We start from the raw sequence: 15694 nt of genomic DNA, 5'->3' as shown, positions 1-15694 counted from the left end.
GCCGGCCTCGCGCAGCGGGCGTTCAGTTCACCGCCACCACCAGCCCCCGCGCGATGGCCGCCTTGTCCGGCTCGCCCAGCGCGGCGGCATTGCGATACAGCGTGCGCATCGCCCAGCAGGTATCGGCCGGCGTGGCGGTGGCCGGCTTGCTGGTGGCGTCGAGGAATTTCTGGCGGTCCGCCTGCGGCACCTGCTGCACGATCTTCTGCAGGGCGACCGTCACCGCCGCGCGATCGGGCTGCGCGATCGGCGTGTTGTCGAGCACGGCCTTGGCCGAGGCCAGCGAGAAATCGAACCAGGCCGTCGCGTCGGCTTCGTTGAAACGCGCGATCGCGTCGTCGAGCATGCGCTGCTTGTCGGCGGTGTTCACGGTGGGCCGCGACAGGGCCTGGCAATCGCCGTCGGGCATCCCGCCCACCACCTTCGACATCAGCACCAGACGCTGTTCGAGCTGCGCGTCGGTCAGGCGCGGCAGGCCATCCTGGGCGAGGCCGAAACCCTTCTCGCGGCCGCTGCCCTGCTTGTCGCCGGCCAGCAGCAGCTTGAACTTCGGATCGTCGCCGAGCTTCTCCATGAAGCTGTCGTAGGCGTCGTGGGCCGGCACGTTCTCGGCGAAGGGGTTGTCCTCCTCCTCGGCGCTGTCTTCCTGCTTGCCGTTCGCCGTGACGGGCGGTGTCGAGCCGTCGGGCTCGCCGCGGATGTGCTGCACCACGCGCACCGCGATCACGCCGAGCAGGGCGGCGAGCAGGTACACCAGGAAGCGATTCTTGCGTGACGTCATCGATCCACCGTCTGATTCGGATGAAGGGGCGCGAGACGGCCGGCCTGCCGCGAATCGCGTCCTCGGGCCTGCTGCGCGATGCGTCGTCGCGCGAGGCGTGGTGCGTAATATATCGACGCGCCCCGGGCGTGGCAACGTCGTCGCGGCCCGCGTGGCAGGCGCCGGACAGTAAGTTTGTGAACGATGGAAAGCGGCTTTCGATGCGAAGGCGTGAGCGGCGGATGCGCGGCGGCGCGCAGGATCGCGCATCGTCGCGCATCGTCGCGCATGGTTGCGCGACGGCGCTTCAGAAACCGCGCCCGCTGCCTGCCTCGACATCGCGCGCGTGCCGGGCGGCGCGCGTGTCCGATACCGCCGGCGCCGAAGGCGGCAGCTTCACCGACGTGTTCCAGCCGCTCGCCTGCACCTCGCGCATCTCGCGCGCGGCCAGCGCGGCCACGCATTGACGGCCCGGCATCGGCAGGTCGAGCACGCGCCAGCTGCCGGCATCGTGCGTATGCACGCGATGCGCATGTTCCTCCAGCGGCTGCGACAGATAACCGGCCGCCGACAGCGTGCCGGCGGCATGCGCGACGCTGGCCAGCCGGATGCGATGCTGCTCGTCCCGGTCGACCGCCTCGCCGACCGAGAACGCGGTGGCCAGGCCGAGCGGCTGCGTGCTCACGCCGATCAGGATCCAGATGCCGGCATAGGCGACGGCGATCTCCAGCGGCTCGGCCGTGGCGGGCGAGTCGAGCGTGACGCGCCCGCTTTCGTGGTCGGCCAGCTCCAGCGCCTGCGGCGCCACCCCGAGCATGCCGCCGAGGATGCCGCGCAGCACCGCGCGCCCGACCGCGAAACGCTTGCCGATGGCCGGCTGCGGAAAGCACTTGGCGCGCTTGCGCTCGAACGGCGAGAGCCGCGCGAAGGCATCCTCCTTCGACAGCAACTGCCATTCGGGGCGCAGCAGCCACAGGCGCAGCTCGCCGTCGCGCAGCGGCTGCGCGCAGAACGGCGGCTGCTCGGCGAGGGCATGGGCGCTGAAGGTGACATCGGCGGCGAGCTGGATGGCGCGCTCGGGCAGGGCGCCCTCGTCGGCCTTGCCCTCGTCGGCCGTGGCGGGCGGCAGGCGAGCGCTCATCCGCGCCGCTCCCGGGCCGGGTTGGCGCGCACGGCCCTCGGGACGGACACTGGCGCGGCGGCATGCGGTCGGATCTCGGCATGCATGGTGTTCGGCTCTCTCTGGTTCTGTCTTGAAGTGGCGCTATGTTCCGACAGTTTGAAAATTAATGCAAATGGTTCTCATTTGCAGATTGTAACCATCAACCTGCACGCAAGAATCTGCGCGGAACGCCTCCGGATCGGGCCGGGGATGCCTCGAACAGGATTCTGTTTCGAATCGATGAAAATCCGCCAAACGGCCGCCGGGCGGGCGAAAAGTCCCTCGCCAAAGCGCGAAGTCACTTGACAAGGCGGGGCGCGGCCGTCAGAGTACGCAACCAAATGCCAATGATTCTCATTTGCGGGACGAGAAGCTTCGCGGCGGCCCCAGGGGCCGGCGACGCCGCCTCGATTCGCTCGACGTAATGGGCCACGTCACACCGAGGTGTGTAAATGAGATTCGTTTATTCAATCTTTCACTGGCCGGCAAGCCGGTCGAACGGAGCAAGCGATGAGCTGGGGCGATGACGATACGACGTTTCATGTGGTCGTGAACGACGAGGAACAGTACTCGATCTGGCCGGAATACAAGGCGATTCCCGCCGGCTGGCGCGAGGCCGGCAAGTCGGGCAAGAAGGCCGAGTGCCTGGCCTGGATCGACGAGGTCTGGACCGACATGCGCCCGGCGAGCCTGCGTCGCGCGATGGACGACGACGCCAAGCGCGCGGCGAACTGATCGATGTCGGCGATGTCGGTCCACGCCGGCCTGCCGGCGGCCTTGCCGCCCGTGCAACTGTTCTGTTTCGCCCACGCGGGCGGCGCCGCCTCGCTGTACCGGCGCTGGCCGCAAGCGCTGCCGCGCGGCGTCGAGCTCATCGCGCTGGAGCTGCCCGGCCACGGCCTGCGCCGCGCGCTGCCGGTGCTGAGCGACTGGCCCAGCCTGCTCGACGTGCTGGGCGCCGAATTGCTGGCGCGCCGCGATCGCAGCCGGCCTTACGCCCTGTTCGGCCACAGCATGGGCTCGCTGGTCGCCCATGAGCTGATCCATGCGCTGCGCGAGCGCGGGGCCGAGCTGCCGCTCTGGCTCGGCGCTTCCGCCTCGGTCGCGCCGTCGCGGCGCAAGCACGAAACCCACTGGCTTACCTGCTCGCACGAGCAGATGGTCGACAAGCTGCGCGCGCTCGGCGGCACGCCCGAGACGCTGCTGCGCGATCGCGACTTCATCGAGCTGCTGTTGCCCACCTTGCGCGCCGATTTCCATCTGTGCGGCATCTATCCCGCCGCGTTCCCGGCCGATGCCGGCCGCGCGCCGCTCGACTGCCCGGTGACGGTGTTTACCGGCCGCGACGACAGCGCCACCGCGGACCCCGACAAAGTCGCGCGCTGGCGCGACACGACGCGCGGCGAATGCGGCTTCCACGCCTTCGCCGGCGGCCATTTCTATCTCGAAGCCGAGCTGCCGGCCCTGCTCGAGCGCGTCGCCGAATCGCTCGGCCGCGCGCTGGCGCGGCCGGCGGCGCCGGCTGCCTTGCCGACGGAGGCAGGATGGACGCAATGACGACGACGCGCCCGGCGCTGGCGCTCGATACCCGCGAACTCGAACAGAACGGCACGCGCGTGCTGGTGCTGAGCCCGGCCGAGGCCGGCGGCGAGGCGGCCGCGGCACCCGCGCTGGCGAGCGCCGCCGAGGCGCTGGCCGAGCTGGCCGCGCGCGAGAAGACGCGCTACGGCGGCGTGCTGGTGCGCGGCTTCGCGCCGGTCGGGCCGGCCGGCTTCGAGGCCTTCGCCGGCCGTTTCGGCGAACCGATCCACGAATACGAATTCGGCTCGACGCCGCGCAGCCGCGTCGACAAGGGCGTGTTCTCCTCGACCGAATATCCGGCCAGCCAGTGGATCGACCAGCACAACGAGCAGTCCTACACGCTCAAGTGGCCCGGCTCGATCGGCTTCTATTGCGAGATCGCGGCCGAGCAGGGCGGCGCCACGCCGGTGGCCGACAGCCGGCTGGTGTACCAGCGCATCGACCCGGCGCTGCGCCGCCGCTTCGCCGAGCACGGCGTGATGTACGTGCGCAACTACGGCAACGGCCTCGACCTGCCGTGGCAGCAGGTGTTCGGCACCGAGGATCGCGCCGAGGTGGAGCGCTACTGCGCGGCCAACCGGATCGCCTGGGAATGGCTCGACGACGGCGAGGCGTTGCGCACGCGCCAGGTCTGCCAGTCGGAGCTGGTCCATCCCGCCACCGGCGAGACGGTCTGGTTCAACCAGGCCCACCTGTTCCACGTGACCAACCTGCCGGAAGGCGTGCGCGAGGCCATGCTCGAAGTGGTCGAGCCCGAGCGCCTGCCGCGCAATACCTATTTCGGCGACGGCACGCCGATCGACGACGCGATCCTCGACGAGGTCCGCGCCGTCTATCGCGACACCATGCTGTCGTTCCCGTGGCAGGCGGGCGACATCCTGCTGCTCGACAACCTGCTGATGTCGCATGGCCGCGCGCCCTTCGCCGGCAAGCGCCGCGTGCTGGTGGCGATGACGCGCTGAAGCGAGCCCGCCCCGCGCCGCGCGCCGCCCGCGCGCGACGCGCCTCGGCCCGGCCGCCGGCAGCAGCTGCCAGGCGGCCGTCGGCCGTTCCGAAACCGAACCTGAAGAGTGAATCCGTGAGCGAAGTGTCGAACGATCTGCTGTCGATCTCGACGGCCTATGTCGCCCTGCCGCCCGAGAAGCGCGCCGTGTTCCGCGGCCGCCTGCGCGAGCGCGGCATCGACGCCGCGCGCCTGCCGATCGTGCCGTTCCCCGGCGCCGAGCGGCGTTTCCCGCTGTCGCATGCGCAGGAGCGGCTGTGGTTCCTGTGGCGCCTCGATCCGGCCAGCGCCGCCTACAACGTGACGGGCGCGGTGCGCCTGCGCGGCCGGCTCGAGATCGGCGCGCTGCGCGCCGCGCTGGCGCGCGTGGTGCAAGCGCACGAGAGCCTGCGCCAGCGCTTCGACGAAGTCGACGGCATCCCGTACCAGACCACCATGGCCGGCGAATTCGGCTGGGAAACCGTGACGGCCGAAGGCGAGGGCCCCGCGCTCGACCTGCTGCTGGCCAGCCGCTCGGCCGCGCCCTTCGATCTCGAGCGCGGGCCGTTGCTGCGCGTCACGCTGGTCTCGCTCGGCGCCGACGATCACGTGCTGCATGTCGCGCTTCATCACATCGTCTCGGACGGCTTGTCGATCGGCGTGTTCGTCGGCGAGATCGCGACGGCCTATGCGGCCTGCCTCGGCGAGGCGAGCGGCAAGGGCGACGGCGCGAATGCGGCGCCGTCTTCGACGGCCGGGATCCAGTACGGCGACTACGCGCTCTGGCAGCGCGAATGGCTCGACGACGGCGCGCTCGCGCGCCAGCTCGACTACTGGCGCGAGCGGCTCGGCCAGGACCATCCGGTGCTGGAGCTGCCCAAGGCACGCACCCGCGCCGGGCTGCGCAGCGGCGCCGGCGCGCGCATCGCGCGGGTGCTCGCGCCCGGGCTGCACGCGGCGCTGATGCGTGTCTCCACGGCCGCCGACGCGACCCCCTTCATGACCCTGCTGGCCGTCTACGAGCTGCTGCTGGCCCGCTACAGCGGCCAGCAGGACATCCGCGTCGGGGTGCCGGTGGCGGGCCGCGACCGGCCCGAGGTGGCGCGCACCATCGGTTTCTTCGTCAACACGCTGGTGATCCGCGCCGAGCTGGCGGGGGTGCCGAGCTTCGCGGCCCTGCTCGAGCAGGTGCGCGAGCGCGTGCTGGAAGCGCATGCGCATGCCGACCTGCCGTTCACCAAGCTGGTCGACGCGCTGCAGCCGCAGCGCAGCTTCGGCCATACGCCGCTGTTCCAGGCCATGTTCAACTACCTCGGCGAGGATGGTGGCCCGATCCGCCTGCCGGGGCTGGAGGTGTCGACCCACGAGATCGGCACCCAGACCGCGCGTTTCGACCTGGTGCTCGACGCCCGCGAGCGCGCCGGCGGTTTCGAGGTCGCGCTGACCTATGCCGAGGACGTGTTCGAGCGCGCCACCATGGAGGCCATGCTCGACCATTACGTGCTGCTGCTCGAGGCCGTGCTCGACGCGCCGGACCAGCCGCTCGGCGCGCTCGGCGCGGCCGCGCCCGAGCAGGCGCGCGTGCCGGCCAAGCCGTATCGCTCGGTGCCGGCGCGCTTCGCGGCCAGCGCCGCGCGGCACGCGGCGTCGCCGGCCGCGCATTGCGAGGGGCAGCACGCCACCTACGCGCAGCTCGACGGCCATGCCGCGCGCGTGGCGCGTGCGCTGGCCGCCGCCGGCGTGGGTCCCGATGAACGCGTCGGCATCTGCATGACGCGCTCGCTCGGCATGGTCGCGGCGCTGCTCGGCACGCTGCGCTCGCCGGGCGCCTTCGTGCCGCTCGACCCGGCCTATCCGGCCGAGCGCCTGGCGATGATGCTCGACGACGCGGGCGTGAAGGTGGTGCTGACCGATGCCGACGCGCAGGCGCGCTGCGGCGAGCTGTTCGCCGGGCGCGTGGCGATCGACGTCGGCGCGCTGGCTGCCGCCGAGGCCGAAAGCGATCACGCCGGTTCGACGCCTGCGGACCCGCATCCCGACCAGCTCGCCTACGTGATCTACACCTCCGGCTCGACCGGCCGCCCGAAGGGCGTGGCGATCTCGCACGGCGCCTTCGCCGCCCACCTCGACGACTTCATCGCCGCGCACGCGATCAGCGCGGCCGACACGCAGCTGCAGTCCTCCACCATCAATTTCGACGTCGCGCTGCACGAGATGCTGCCGGCCCTGCTGCAGGGCGGCCGGATCGAGATGCGCGGCCCCGAGGCCTGGGACATCGACACCACCAGCCGCCACCTGATCGACGCGCGCGTGACCTTCTCGCGCCTGCCGACCGCCTACTGGCAGCAGTGGCTGCGCACGCCGCCGCCGCCCGAGGCGCTGGCCGCGCTGCGGCAGATCACGGTGGGCGGCGAGGGCCTGCCCGGCGACGCGCTGGCGCAATGGCAGCGCGGCCCGCTGGGCCGCATCGGCCTGGCCAACCTGTATGGCCCGACCGAAACCACGGTGGCCTGCATGTACCGCGCCACCACGCCCGAGGATGCCTCGCAGGCGATCGTCTCGATCGGCGTGCCCTATGCCTCGCGCACCGCGCGCGTGCTGGACCGCGACGGCAACGAGGCGCCCATCGGCGCGCTCGGCGAGCTGTGCATCGGCGGCCACACGCTGGCGCGCGGTTATCTCGATCGCCCCTCGCTGACGGCCGACCGTTTCGTGCCCGATCCGCTCGGCGCGCCGGGCTCGCGCCTGTATCGCAGCGGCGACCTGTGCCGCCGCCGCGCCGACGGCGCGATCGATTTCCTCGGCCGCCTGGACCAGCAGATCAAGCTGCGCGGCTTCCGCATCGAGCCCGGCGAGATCGAGGCGGCGCTGCGGCGCCTGCCCGGCGTGGCCGAGGCGGTGGTGGTGCTGGCCAGCGAGCGCGGCGTGGCGCGCCTGGTCGCCTACGTGGTCGGCGCGGCGGGCGTCGCGCTCGACGGCCCCGAACTGCAGCGCGCGCTGGCCCGGCAACTGCCGGCCCACATGGTGCCGGCCGCGATCGCCGTGCTCGCGCGCATGCCCTTGATGCAGAACGGCAAGGTCGATCGCGCCGCGCTGCCGGCCGTCGAGATCGCGCCGGCCGAGGGCTCGCGCGCCGAGCCGCGCAACGAGGCCGAGCGCCTGCTGCTGAGCTGGTGGCAGGCCGTGCTCAAGCGCGAGGATCTCGGCATCGACGACGATTTCTTCGCGGTCGGCGGCGATTCGATCCTGAGCCTGCAACTGATCGCCAAGGCCCGCGCGCAAGGCTGGCTGCTGAGCCCGCGCCAGGTGTTCGAGCAGCCCAGCGTGGCGCGCCTGGCGGCCGTGATGCGGCCGCTCGACGGCGAGGCCGAGCAGGTCGAGATCCGCGAACCGCTGCCGCTCACTCCGATTCAAGCGTGGTTCCACGCGCGTTATCCGCAAGGCGAGGCGCACTGGAACCAATCGGTCCTGCTGCGCGTGCGCGGCGAACTGGACCTGCCGGCCTTCGAGCGCGCGCTGGCTGCCGTGATCGCGCGTCACGACGCGCTGCGGCTGCGCTTCGAGCGCGATGCCGACGGCCTTTGGCAGCAGCGTGTGCTGGCCGAGGCGCCGGCCGTGCCGCTGCAGTCGATCGACCTGCGCGCGGCCGGCGAACGCTGGGCCGCCGCGCTGGAACAGGCGGGCGAGGAAGCGCAGCGCTCGCTCGATCCTCTCGCGGGCCGGCTGGTCAAGGCGGTGGCGTTCCGCGCGCCCGAGCTCGCCGGCGGCGCGGTCGAAGGCCGCCTGCTGCTGGTGATCCATCACCTGGTGGTGGACGGCGTGTCCTGGCGCATCCTGCTGGCCGACCTGGCCGCCGCCTACGAGGCGGCCGTCGCCGGCCGCGCGATCGCGCTCGACGCGGCGCTGCCCTGGAGCGTGTGGGCCGCGGCCCAGCGCGAGGCGGCCACGCCGGCGCGCATCGCCGCCGCCTTGCCGGCCTGGCAGGCGGCGCTGGCCGACGCGGTGGCGCCGCTCGAGGCGCCGGCCGGCACGGCCGCCACCAGCGACCTGATCGACTGGAAGCTCGAACGCGAGGACACCGAGGCGCTGCGCCGCGCCGCGCCGCGCGCCTACCGGCTCGGTATCGACGAACTGCTGCTGGCCGCGCTGTCGCGCGCGGTGGCGGGCATCTTCGGCGGCGGCGGCGCGCTGGTCGCGCTCGAAGGCCATGGCCGCGACCTGTACCAGCACCTGGCCGGCCCGGCGCGCGAGGATCTCGATCCGAGCCGCACGGTCGGCTGGTTCACCACGCGCTTCCCGGCCTGGCTGCCGGCGCTCGCCGACGACGCGCAGACGCTGATCGGCGCCAAGGCGCGGCTGCGCGCGCTGCCCGACGGCGGCGCCTCCTGGGGCTGGCTGCGCAGCTATGGCGACGCCGCCGTGCACGACGCGCTGGCCGCGCTGCCGGCGCCGCGCATCAGCTTCAACTATCTCGGCCAGTTCGACGGCAGCCTCGCCGAGGACGGCCCGTTCGGCTTCGCGAGCGAGAAATCGGGCAGCCAGCAGCCGGCCGACGAAACCCTGGTCTATCCGGTCGAGCTGAACGGCCTGATCGTCGAGGGCCGCTTGTCCTTCACCTGGCGCTTCGATCCGGCGGTGGTCTCGCCCGAGCGCCAGCATGCCCTGGTGGCCGCCTTCGGCCGCGAGCTCGCGAGCCTGGTGGCGCATTGCGAGCAGGCCGCGCCGCGCGCCACCGCGGCCGATTTCCCGCGCGCCGCGCTCGACGAGGCCGGCTTCGAGGCACTGGGCCTGGCCGGCACCGCGCTCGACGATCTTTATCCCGCCACGCCGCTGCAACAGGGCCTGCTGTTCCACAGCCTGATGGAGGCGGGCGCGTACCTGAACCGCAAGCGCCTGACCCTGTCGGGCGCGGTCGACATCGAGGCGATGCGCGAGGCCTGGCGCACCGTGATCGAACGGCACCCGGTGCTGCGCACGCGCTTCGTGCGCGCGCACGGCGGCACCATGCTGCAGGCCGTGCAGGCCTCGGTGCCGCTGCCCTTCGAGGTGCACGACTGGCGCGAGCGCGCCGACTACGAGGAAGCCTTCGCGCGCTGGTTCGACGAGGAGGCGCCGCGGCGCATCGATCTCGACGCCGCGCCGCTGATGCACGTCGCGCTGTTCCGCCGTCCCGACGGCGCGCATGACCTGGCCTGGCTCAACCATCACGCGCTGTCCGACGGCTGGAGCCAGTCGCAACTGCTCGGCGAACTCACGCGCAGCTACGCGGCGGCCTGCCAGGGCAAGCCGCCCGAACTCGAACCGGTGGTGCCGTTCGGCGCCTATCTCGACTGGCTGGCGCGCCAGCCCGAGCCGGCCGACTGGTGGCGCGAGCGGCTCGCCCAGGTGGACCGGCCGGCGCTGCTGCTCGACGGCCTGCCCTCGCTCTCGACGGCCGAGGCGCAGGCGCATCTCGCGCAAGGCGGCCCGGGCTTCCGGCATCGCGACGCCCGGCTCGACGCGGACCTGTCGGCCGCGCTGGCCGAGACCGCGCGCCGTCGCGGCATCACGCTCAACACGCTGATCCAGGGCGCCTGGGCGATCGTGCTGGCGCGCCTCGCGGATCGCCGCCAGGCGGCCTTCGGCGTGACCGTGTCGGGCCGTCCCTCGGAGCTGCCCGGCGCCGCCGCGATCCAGGGCGTGTTCATCAACAGCCTGCCGATGTGGATCGAGGTGCCCGCCGACGCGCCGCTGCAGGATTGGCTTGCCGCCATCCAGTTGCGCAATGTCGAGCTGCGCCAGGTCGAGCACACGCCGCTGACCTCGGTGCGTCGATGGGCGGACGGCGGCGAGCTGTTCGATTCGCTGCTGGTGTTCGAGAACTACCCGATCGACCCGTCGCTGCGCGATGGATCGCTGGGCCTGACGGTGGATGCCTCGACCTCGTTCGAGCAGACCCACTATCCGCTCACGCTCGGCATCCTGCCCGGCGAGCGGATCGGCCTCGAATGGAGCTGGGACGCGACGCGCCTGGCCGAGGCCGGCATCGACGCCTTGGCCGAGGCTTATCAGGCGGTGCTGGCGCAACTGGCGCGGCCCGGGGTCGAGACGCTGGCCGCCTTGCGCATCGCGGGGCCGGCCGGCGAGGCCGGCAGCGCCGTGGCGGCTTCGCAGGGGACGAGCGAGGCGGGCGGGGCGCCTCCCTATCGAGGCGTGGTCGCGCGCTTCGAGGCCGCCGCGCTCGCGCGTCCCGATGCGCTGGCAGTGCGCTGCGGCGACGAGACCATCGACTACGCCGCGCTCAATCGCGCCGCCAACCGCATCGCGCACCGCCTGGCCGCGCTCGGCGTGGGCGCCGAGTCGCGCGTGGGCGTCTGCGTCGAGCGTTCGCCGGCCCTGGTGGCCGCCTTGCTCGGCGTGCTCAAGGCCGGCGGCGCCTATGTGCCGCTCGATCCCGACTATCCGCGCGAGCGGCTGCGCGAGCTGTGCGAGGACGTGGGCATCGCGATCGTGCTGGCCGACGCGCTTACCGCGCCGCGTCACGCCGACTGGCTGGCGCAGGCGGGCCGCACCGTGCTGCAAGTCGGGCCGCTGCTGGCGGCGCCCGAGCTGGCCGAGGGCAATCCGGCCGGCGAGGCGCATCCCGAGCAGCTCGCCTACGTGATCTCGACCTCGGGCTCCACCGGCCGACCGAAGGGCGTGGCGCTCACGCACGGCGCCCTGAGCCGCCATATCGACGATTTCCTCGCCGACCACGGCCTGCGCGTCGACGATCACGTGCTGCAGTTCTCGACCATCAATTTCGATGCCTCGGTCGAGCAACTGTTCCCGGCGCTGGCGATCGGCGCCTCGGTCGAGATGCGCGGGCCGTCGCTATGGAGCACCGAGGAATTCGACCGCGTGCTGGCCGAACGCGCCGTCACCTTCGCCGACCTGCCGACCGGCTACTGGAAGCAATGGGCGCGGCAGGCGCGGCCGCGGCCGGGCCTCGCGCTGCGCCGCATGACGATCGGCGGCGAGGCGCTGCCCGGCACGGCCGTCGCGCAATGGCGGGACGGCCCGCTCGGCGCGGTGCAACTGGTCAATACCTACGGGCCGACCGAAACCGCCGTGGTGTCCTCGGTGCTGCCGGTCGAGGATGCACATCGCGACAGCCTCGCGGTGCCGATCGGCCGGCCCTCGGCCTCGCGCCTGTACCGGATCCTCGATCGCGACGGCGAGCCGGTGCCGCCGCTCGGCGTGGGCGAGCTCTGCATCGGCGGCCACACGCTGGCGCGCGGCTACGTGGGCCGCCCGGGCCTGAGCGCCGAGCGCTTCGTGCCCGATCCGCTCGGCGCGCCGGGCTCGCGCCTGTACCGCACCGGCGATATATGCCGCTGGCTGCCCGATGGCGGCGTCGCCTATGTCGGCCGGCTCGACCAGCAGGTCAAGGTACGCGGCTTCCGGGTCGAACTCGGCGAGATCGAGGCCGCGCTGGTGGCGCTGCCCGAGGTGGCCGAGGCGCTGGCCCTGGTGCAGGGCGAGGACGAGGCGCGCCGCGTGGTGGCCTACGTGGTGCCCGCGCGCAATGGCGCGGCGCCCGATCCGGCGCGCTTGCGCGAGGCGCTGGCGCAGCGCCTGCCCGCGCATATGCTGCCCTCGGCGATCGGCGTGCTGGATGCGCTGCCGACCCTGCCCAACGGCAAGCTCGACCGCCGCGCGCTGCCGGCGCTCGACGCCGCGAGCGCCGGCTACGTGGCGCCCGCCACGCCGCTGGAGGCGACCGTCGCCGAGATCTGGCAGGCCGTGCTCGGCATCGAGCGGGTCGGCGCCCGCGACGATTTCTTCGCGCTCGGCGGCCATTCGCTGCTGGCGCTGCAGGTGGCCGCGCGGCTGCAACGCGCATTGGGCCGCGAGGTGCCGCTGCGCGCGCTGTTCGACCATGCCGAGCTGGCGGCGCTGGCCGCCTGGCTGGAAGCCGGCGCGGCACCGGGCGCGCGGGTGCTGCCGCCGGTGCGTCGCACCGGCCGCCGCGAGGCGCCGCCCACCCACGGCCAGACCCGGCTGTGGTTCCTCTGGCGCCTGGCGCCGGACAACCCGGCCTATCACCTGTCGCTGGCGGTGCGCATCGACGGCGCGCTCGACGCGCGCCTGCTGCGGGCCGCGCTCGACGCGGTGGTGGCGCGCCACGAGATGCTGCATGCGCGCTTCGACGAACGCCAGGGCGCGCCCTGGCTGGTGATCGACGACACGCTGCGCGCCGGCTGGGAGGAGGCGGGCTTCGCCTCGCCGGAAGCGCCGGCCTGCACGGCCTGGCTGCGCGAGGGCGGCGCCATGCCGTTCGACCTGCGGCATGGGCCCTTGCTGCGCGCGCGGCTGGCGCGCGTCGGCGGCGACTCGCATGTGTTCCAGCTCACGCTGCATCACATCGCCACCGACGGCTGGTCGATGAACCTGCTGGTCGACGAACTGAGCGCCGCCTACGAGGCCGCCATGCGCGGCGACGCCGGCGCCTATGCGCCCGCGCTGCCGGTGCAGTACACCGACTACGCGGTCTGGCAGCACGAATCGCTCGACGCGGGCGTGCTCGAGGCGCAGCTCGACTACTGGCGCGACACGCTCGGCGACGAGCAGCCGGTGCTGGAGCTGCCCGCCGACCGGCCGCGGCCGGCCCGGCGCGACGGCCTCGGAGGCCAGGTCGGCGCGGAGCTGGACCGGGCGCTGGCCGATGCCCTTCAGACTTATGCGCGCCATCATGACGCGACGCTGTTCATGACCCTGCTGGCGGCCTTCCACGCGCTGCTGCATCGTTACGGCGGGCAGCGCGACATCCGCGTCGGGATCCCGCTGGGCGGGCGCGAGCGGATCGAGATCGAGCCGCTGATCGGCTTCTTCGTCAACACGGCGGTGATTCGTGCCGAGCTGTCGGGCGCGCTGCCGTTCGAGGCGCTGCTGGCCCAGGTCCGGCAGCGCGTGCTCGACGCGCAGGCCAACCAGGACGTGCCGTTCGCGCGCATCGTCGACGCCCTGCAGCCGCAGCGCGTGGCGAGCCAGACGCCGCTGTTCCAGGCGATGTTCAACTACGACGTGCAGCAGGGCGCCACCGAGCGGCGCGTGGCCGACACGCTGCGCCTGAGCCCGTTCGGCAGCCAGCGCACCGCCGCGCAGTTCGACCTCACGCTGGGCGTGTCGGTGGGCGAGCGCATCGGGCTGTCCTTCGGCTACGCGACCGACCTGTTCGATCGGGAGACTGTCGAGCGCCTGCTCGACGACTACCGCGCGCTGCTGCGGCAGATCGTGGCCGGCAGCGTCGGCGGCGGCCCGCGCCTGCGCGAACTGGCGCTGGTGGCCCGGCCGGTGGCGAGCCGCGGCAGCTTCGAGGCGCAGCCCTTCGTGGCGGCGCACGAACGGATCGCAGCGCAGGCGCGCCGCTCGCCCGAGGCGATCGCGCTGCGCTGCGAGGGCGAGGCGCTGAGCTATCGCGAACTCGACGAGCGCGCCAGGCGCCTGGCGCTGAAGCTGCGCGCCGAGGGGATCGGCGCCGAGGCGCTGGTGGGCGTGTGCACCGCGCGTTCCGGCGCGATGCTGGTGGCCGTGCTCGCGGTGCTGAAGGCCGGCGCAGCCTATGTGCCGCTCGACCCGGCGTATCCCGATGCGCACCTGGCCGGCATGATCGAGGACGCCGCGCTGGCCTGCACCCTGGTGGACGCTGCCGGCCGCGAGCGGCTCGCCGCGCTCGGCACGGCGCATCGGCAAATCGAGATCGACGCGGCTGCCACGCAGTCGCCGGCCGACGCCGATCCGCAGGCCGCGCTCGACCTGCCGCCGCTCGATCCGGCCCGGCTCGCCTACGTGATCTACACCTCGGGCTCGACCGGCCGGCCGAAGGGCGTCGGCGTCTCGCACGGGGCGCTGGCGCGCTTCCTCGACAGCCTGCGCTCGCGCCTGGCGTTGAGCCCCGACGACGTCTGGCTGGCGGTCACCACGCTGTCCTTCGACATCGCTGCGCTGGAGCTGTACCTGCCGCTGGCCTGCGGCGCGCGCATCGAGCTGGCGACGCGCGAGACCGTGGTCGACGGCCCGAAGCTGGCGGCGCTGGCCGACACCTGCGGCGCCACCGTCATGCAGGCCACGCCGATGGGCTGGCGCGTGCTGCTCGACGGCGGCTGGCAGGGCCGGCGCGGGCGCTTCACGGCGCTGAGCGGCGGCGAGGCGCTGCCGCCCGACCTGGCCGAGGCGCTTCATGCGCGCGGCGTGACGCTGTGGAACCTGTACGGCCCGACCGAGACCACCATCTGGTCGAGCGCCGCGCGGCTCGAGGCCGGCGCGCCGATCACGCTGGGCGCGCCGCTGGAGCACACCACGCTGCAGGTGCTCGACGAGAGCGGCCAGCCGGTACCGGACAACGGCATCGGCGAGCTCTGCATCGGCGGCGCGAACCTCGCGCGCGGCTATCTCGGCCGCCCGGGCCTGAGCGCCGAGCGCTTCATCCCCGATCCGCACGGCGCGCCGGGCGCGCGCCTGTATCGCACCGGCGATCTGTGCCGGGTGCGCCGCGACGGCCGGCTCGAATACCTGGGCCGCGCCGACCAGCAGGTCAAGCTGCGCGGCTTTCGCATCGAGCTGGGCGCGACCGAGGCGGCGCTGCGCGGCATCGAGGGCGTGAGCGGCGCGGCCTGCCGGATCGTCGGCGAGGGCAGCGCGCGGCGGCTGGTGGCCTACGTGACCGGCGAGGCCGATGTCACTGGCCTGCGCGCGCAACTGGCCGAGCAACTGCCGATGCAGCAGGTGCCCGCGCAGATCGTGCGGCTCGAGGCGCTGCCGCTGACCTCGAACGGCAAGCTCAATCGCAACGCGCTGCCGGAGGTCGCCGCGCATGACGAGGATAGCTACGTGGCCCCCAGCACGCCGACCGAGGCGCTGGTCTGCGAGACCTGGGCCGAGGTGCTGGCGCTGCCGCGGGTCGGCATCGACGACGACTTCTTCGGGCTGGGGGGCCATTCGCTGGCGGCCGTGCGGGTCGCCGCGCGGCTGGGCGAGCGGCTCGGCCGGCAGGTCGAGCTGGCGCTGCTGTTCGCGCATCCGCGCGCGGCCGATCTGGCGGCGCGGCTCGATCGCGAGGGCGGCGCGGGCGATGCCGGCGGCGGCTCGGCGCTCGACGCGATGCAGGGGCTGCTCGATTCGCTGTAAGCACGTAAAGCCCGAACGAGGGCTAGCGATGCGCGGCGGCCGCCGGGACGACCCGGTCGGG

The 15694-nt window shown here is 73.1% G+C and carries 6 protein-coding genes; 4 read left to right on the top strand and 2 right to left on the bottom strand.

The features are described 5' to 3' along the window. Positions 1-22: 22 nt before the first annotated feature. Both FB600_RS01505 and FB600_RS01500 read right to left on the bottom strand, forming a co-directional pair. Positions 23-781: a hypothetical protein gene (locus tag FB600_RS01505; protein ID WP_105820838.1), complete on the bottom strand. Its 759-nt coding sequence runs from the start codon at positions 779-781 to the stop codon at positions 23-25. A gap of 286 nt (positions 782-1067) precedes the next feature. Further along, the gene (locus FB600_RS01500; protein WP_145756123.1) at positions 1068-1901 is read right to left on the bottom strand and encodes a 4'-phosphopantetheinyl transferase family protein; all 834 of its coding nucleotides are present in this window, start codon (positions 1899-1901) and stop codon (positions 1068-1070) included. Positions 1902-2432: 531 nt separating this feature from the next. Between FB600_RS01500 and FB600_RS01495 the strand changes: the two genes are divergently transcribed. The 4 genes from FB600_RS01495 to FB600_RS01480 all read left to right on the top strand — a co-directional run bounded on the left by FB600_RS01495 (position 2433) and on the right by FB600_RS01480 (position 15633). After that, positions 2433-2657, top strand: a complete 225-nt coding sequence (locus tag FB600_RS01495; protein ID WP_013690465.1) for an MbtH family protein — start codon at positions 2433-2435, stop codon at positions 2655-2657. Positions 2658-2669: 12 nt separating this feature from the next. Continuing rightward, entirely contained in the window at positions 2670-3479 is an 810-nt protein-coding gene (locus tag FB600_RS01490) for a thioesterase II family protein (protein WP_261383296.1), read from the top strand. Further along, entirely contained in the window at positions 3476-4465 is a 990-nt protein-coding gene (locus tag FB600_RS01485) for a TauD/TfdA family dioxygenase (RefSeq protein WP_244119413.1), read from the top strand. Before FB600_RS01490 ends, FB600_RS01485 begins: the two co-directional genes overlap by 4 nt. A 116-nt stretch (positions 4466-4581) precedes the next feature. Continuing rightward, a complete protein-coding gene (locus FB600_RS01480; protein WP_145756120.1) occupies positions 4582-15633 on the top strand; it encodes a non-ribosomal peptide synthetase in 11052 nt (3683 codons plus the stop codon). The last annotated feature ends 61 nt before the right edge of the window (positions 15634-15694 follow it).

This window comes from Burkholderia sp. SJZ089 (genome assembly GCF_007828315.1).
GTDB lineage: Bacteria > Pseudomonadota > Gammaproteobacteria > Burkholderiales > Burkholderiaceae > Burkholderia > Burkholderia gladioli.
Note: the sequence above shows the minus strand (reverse complement) of the source record. Positions and strands in the feature narration are given on the sequence as shown.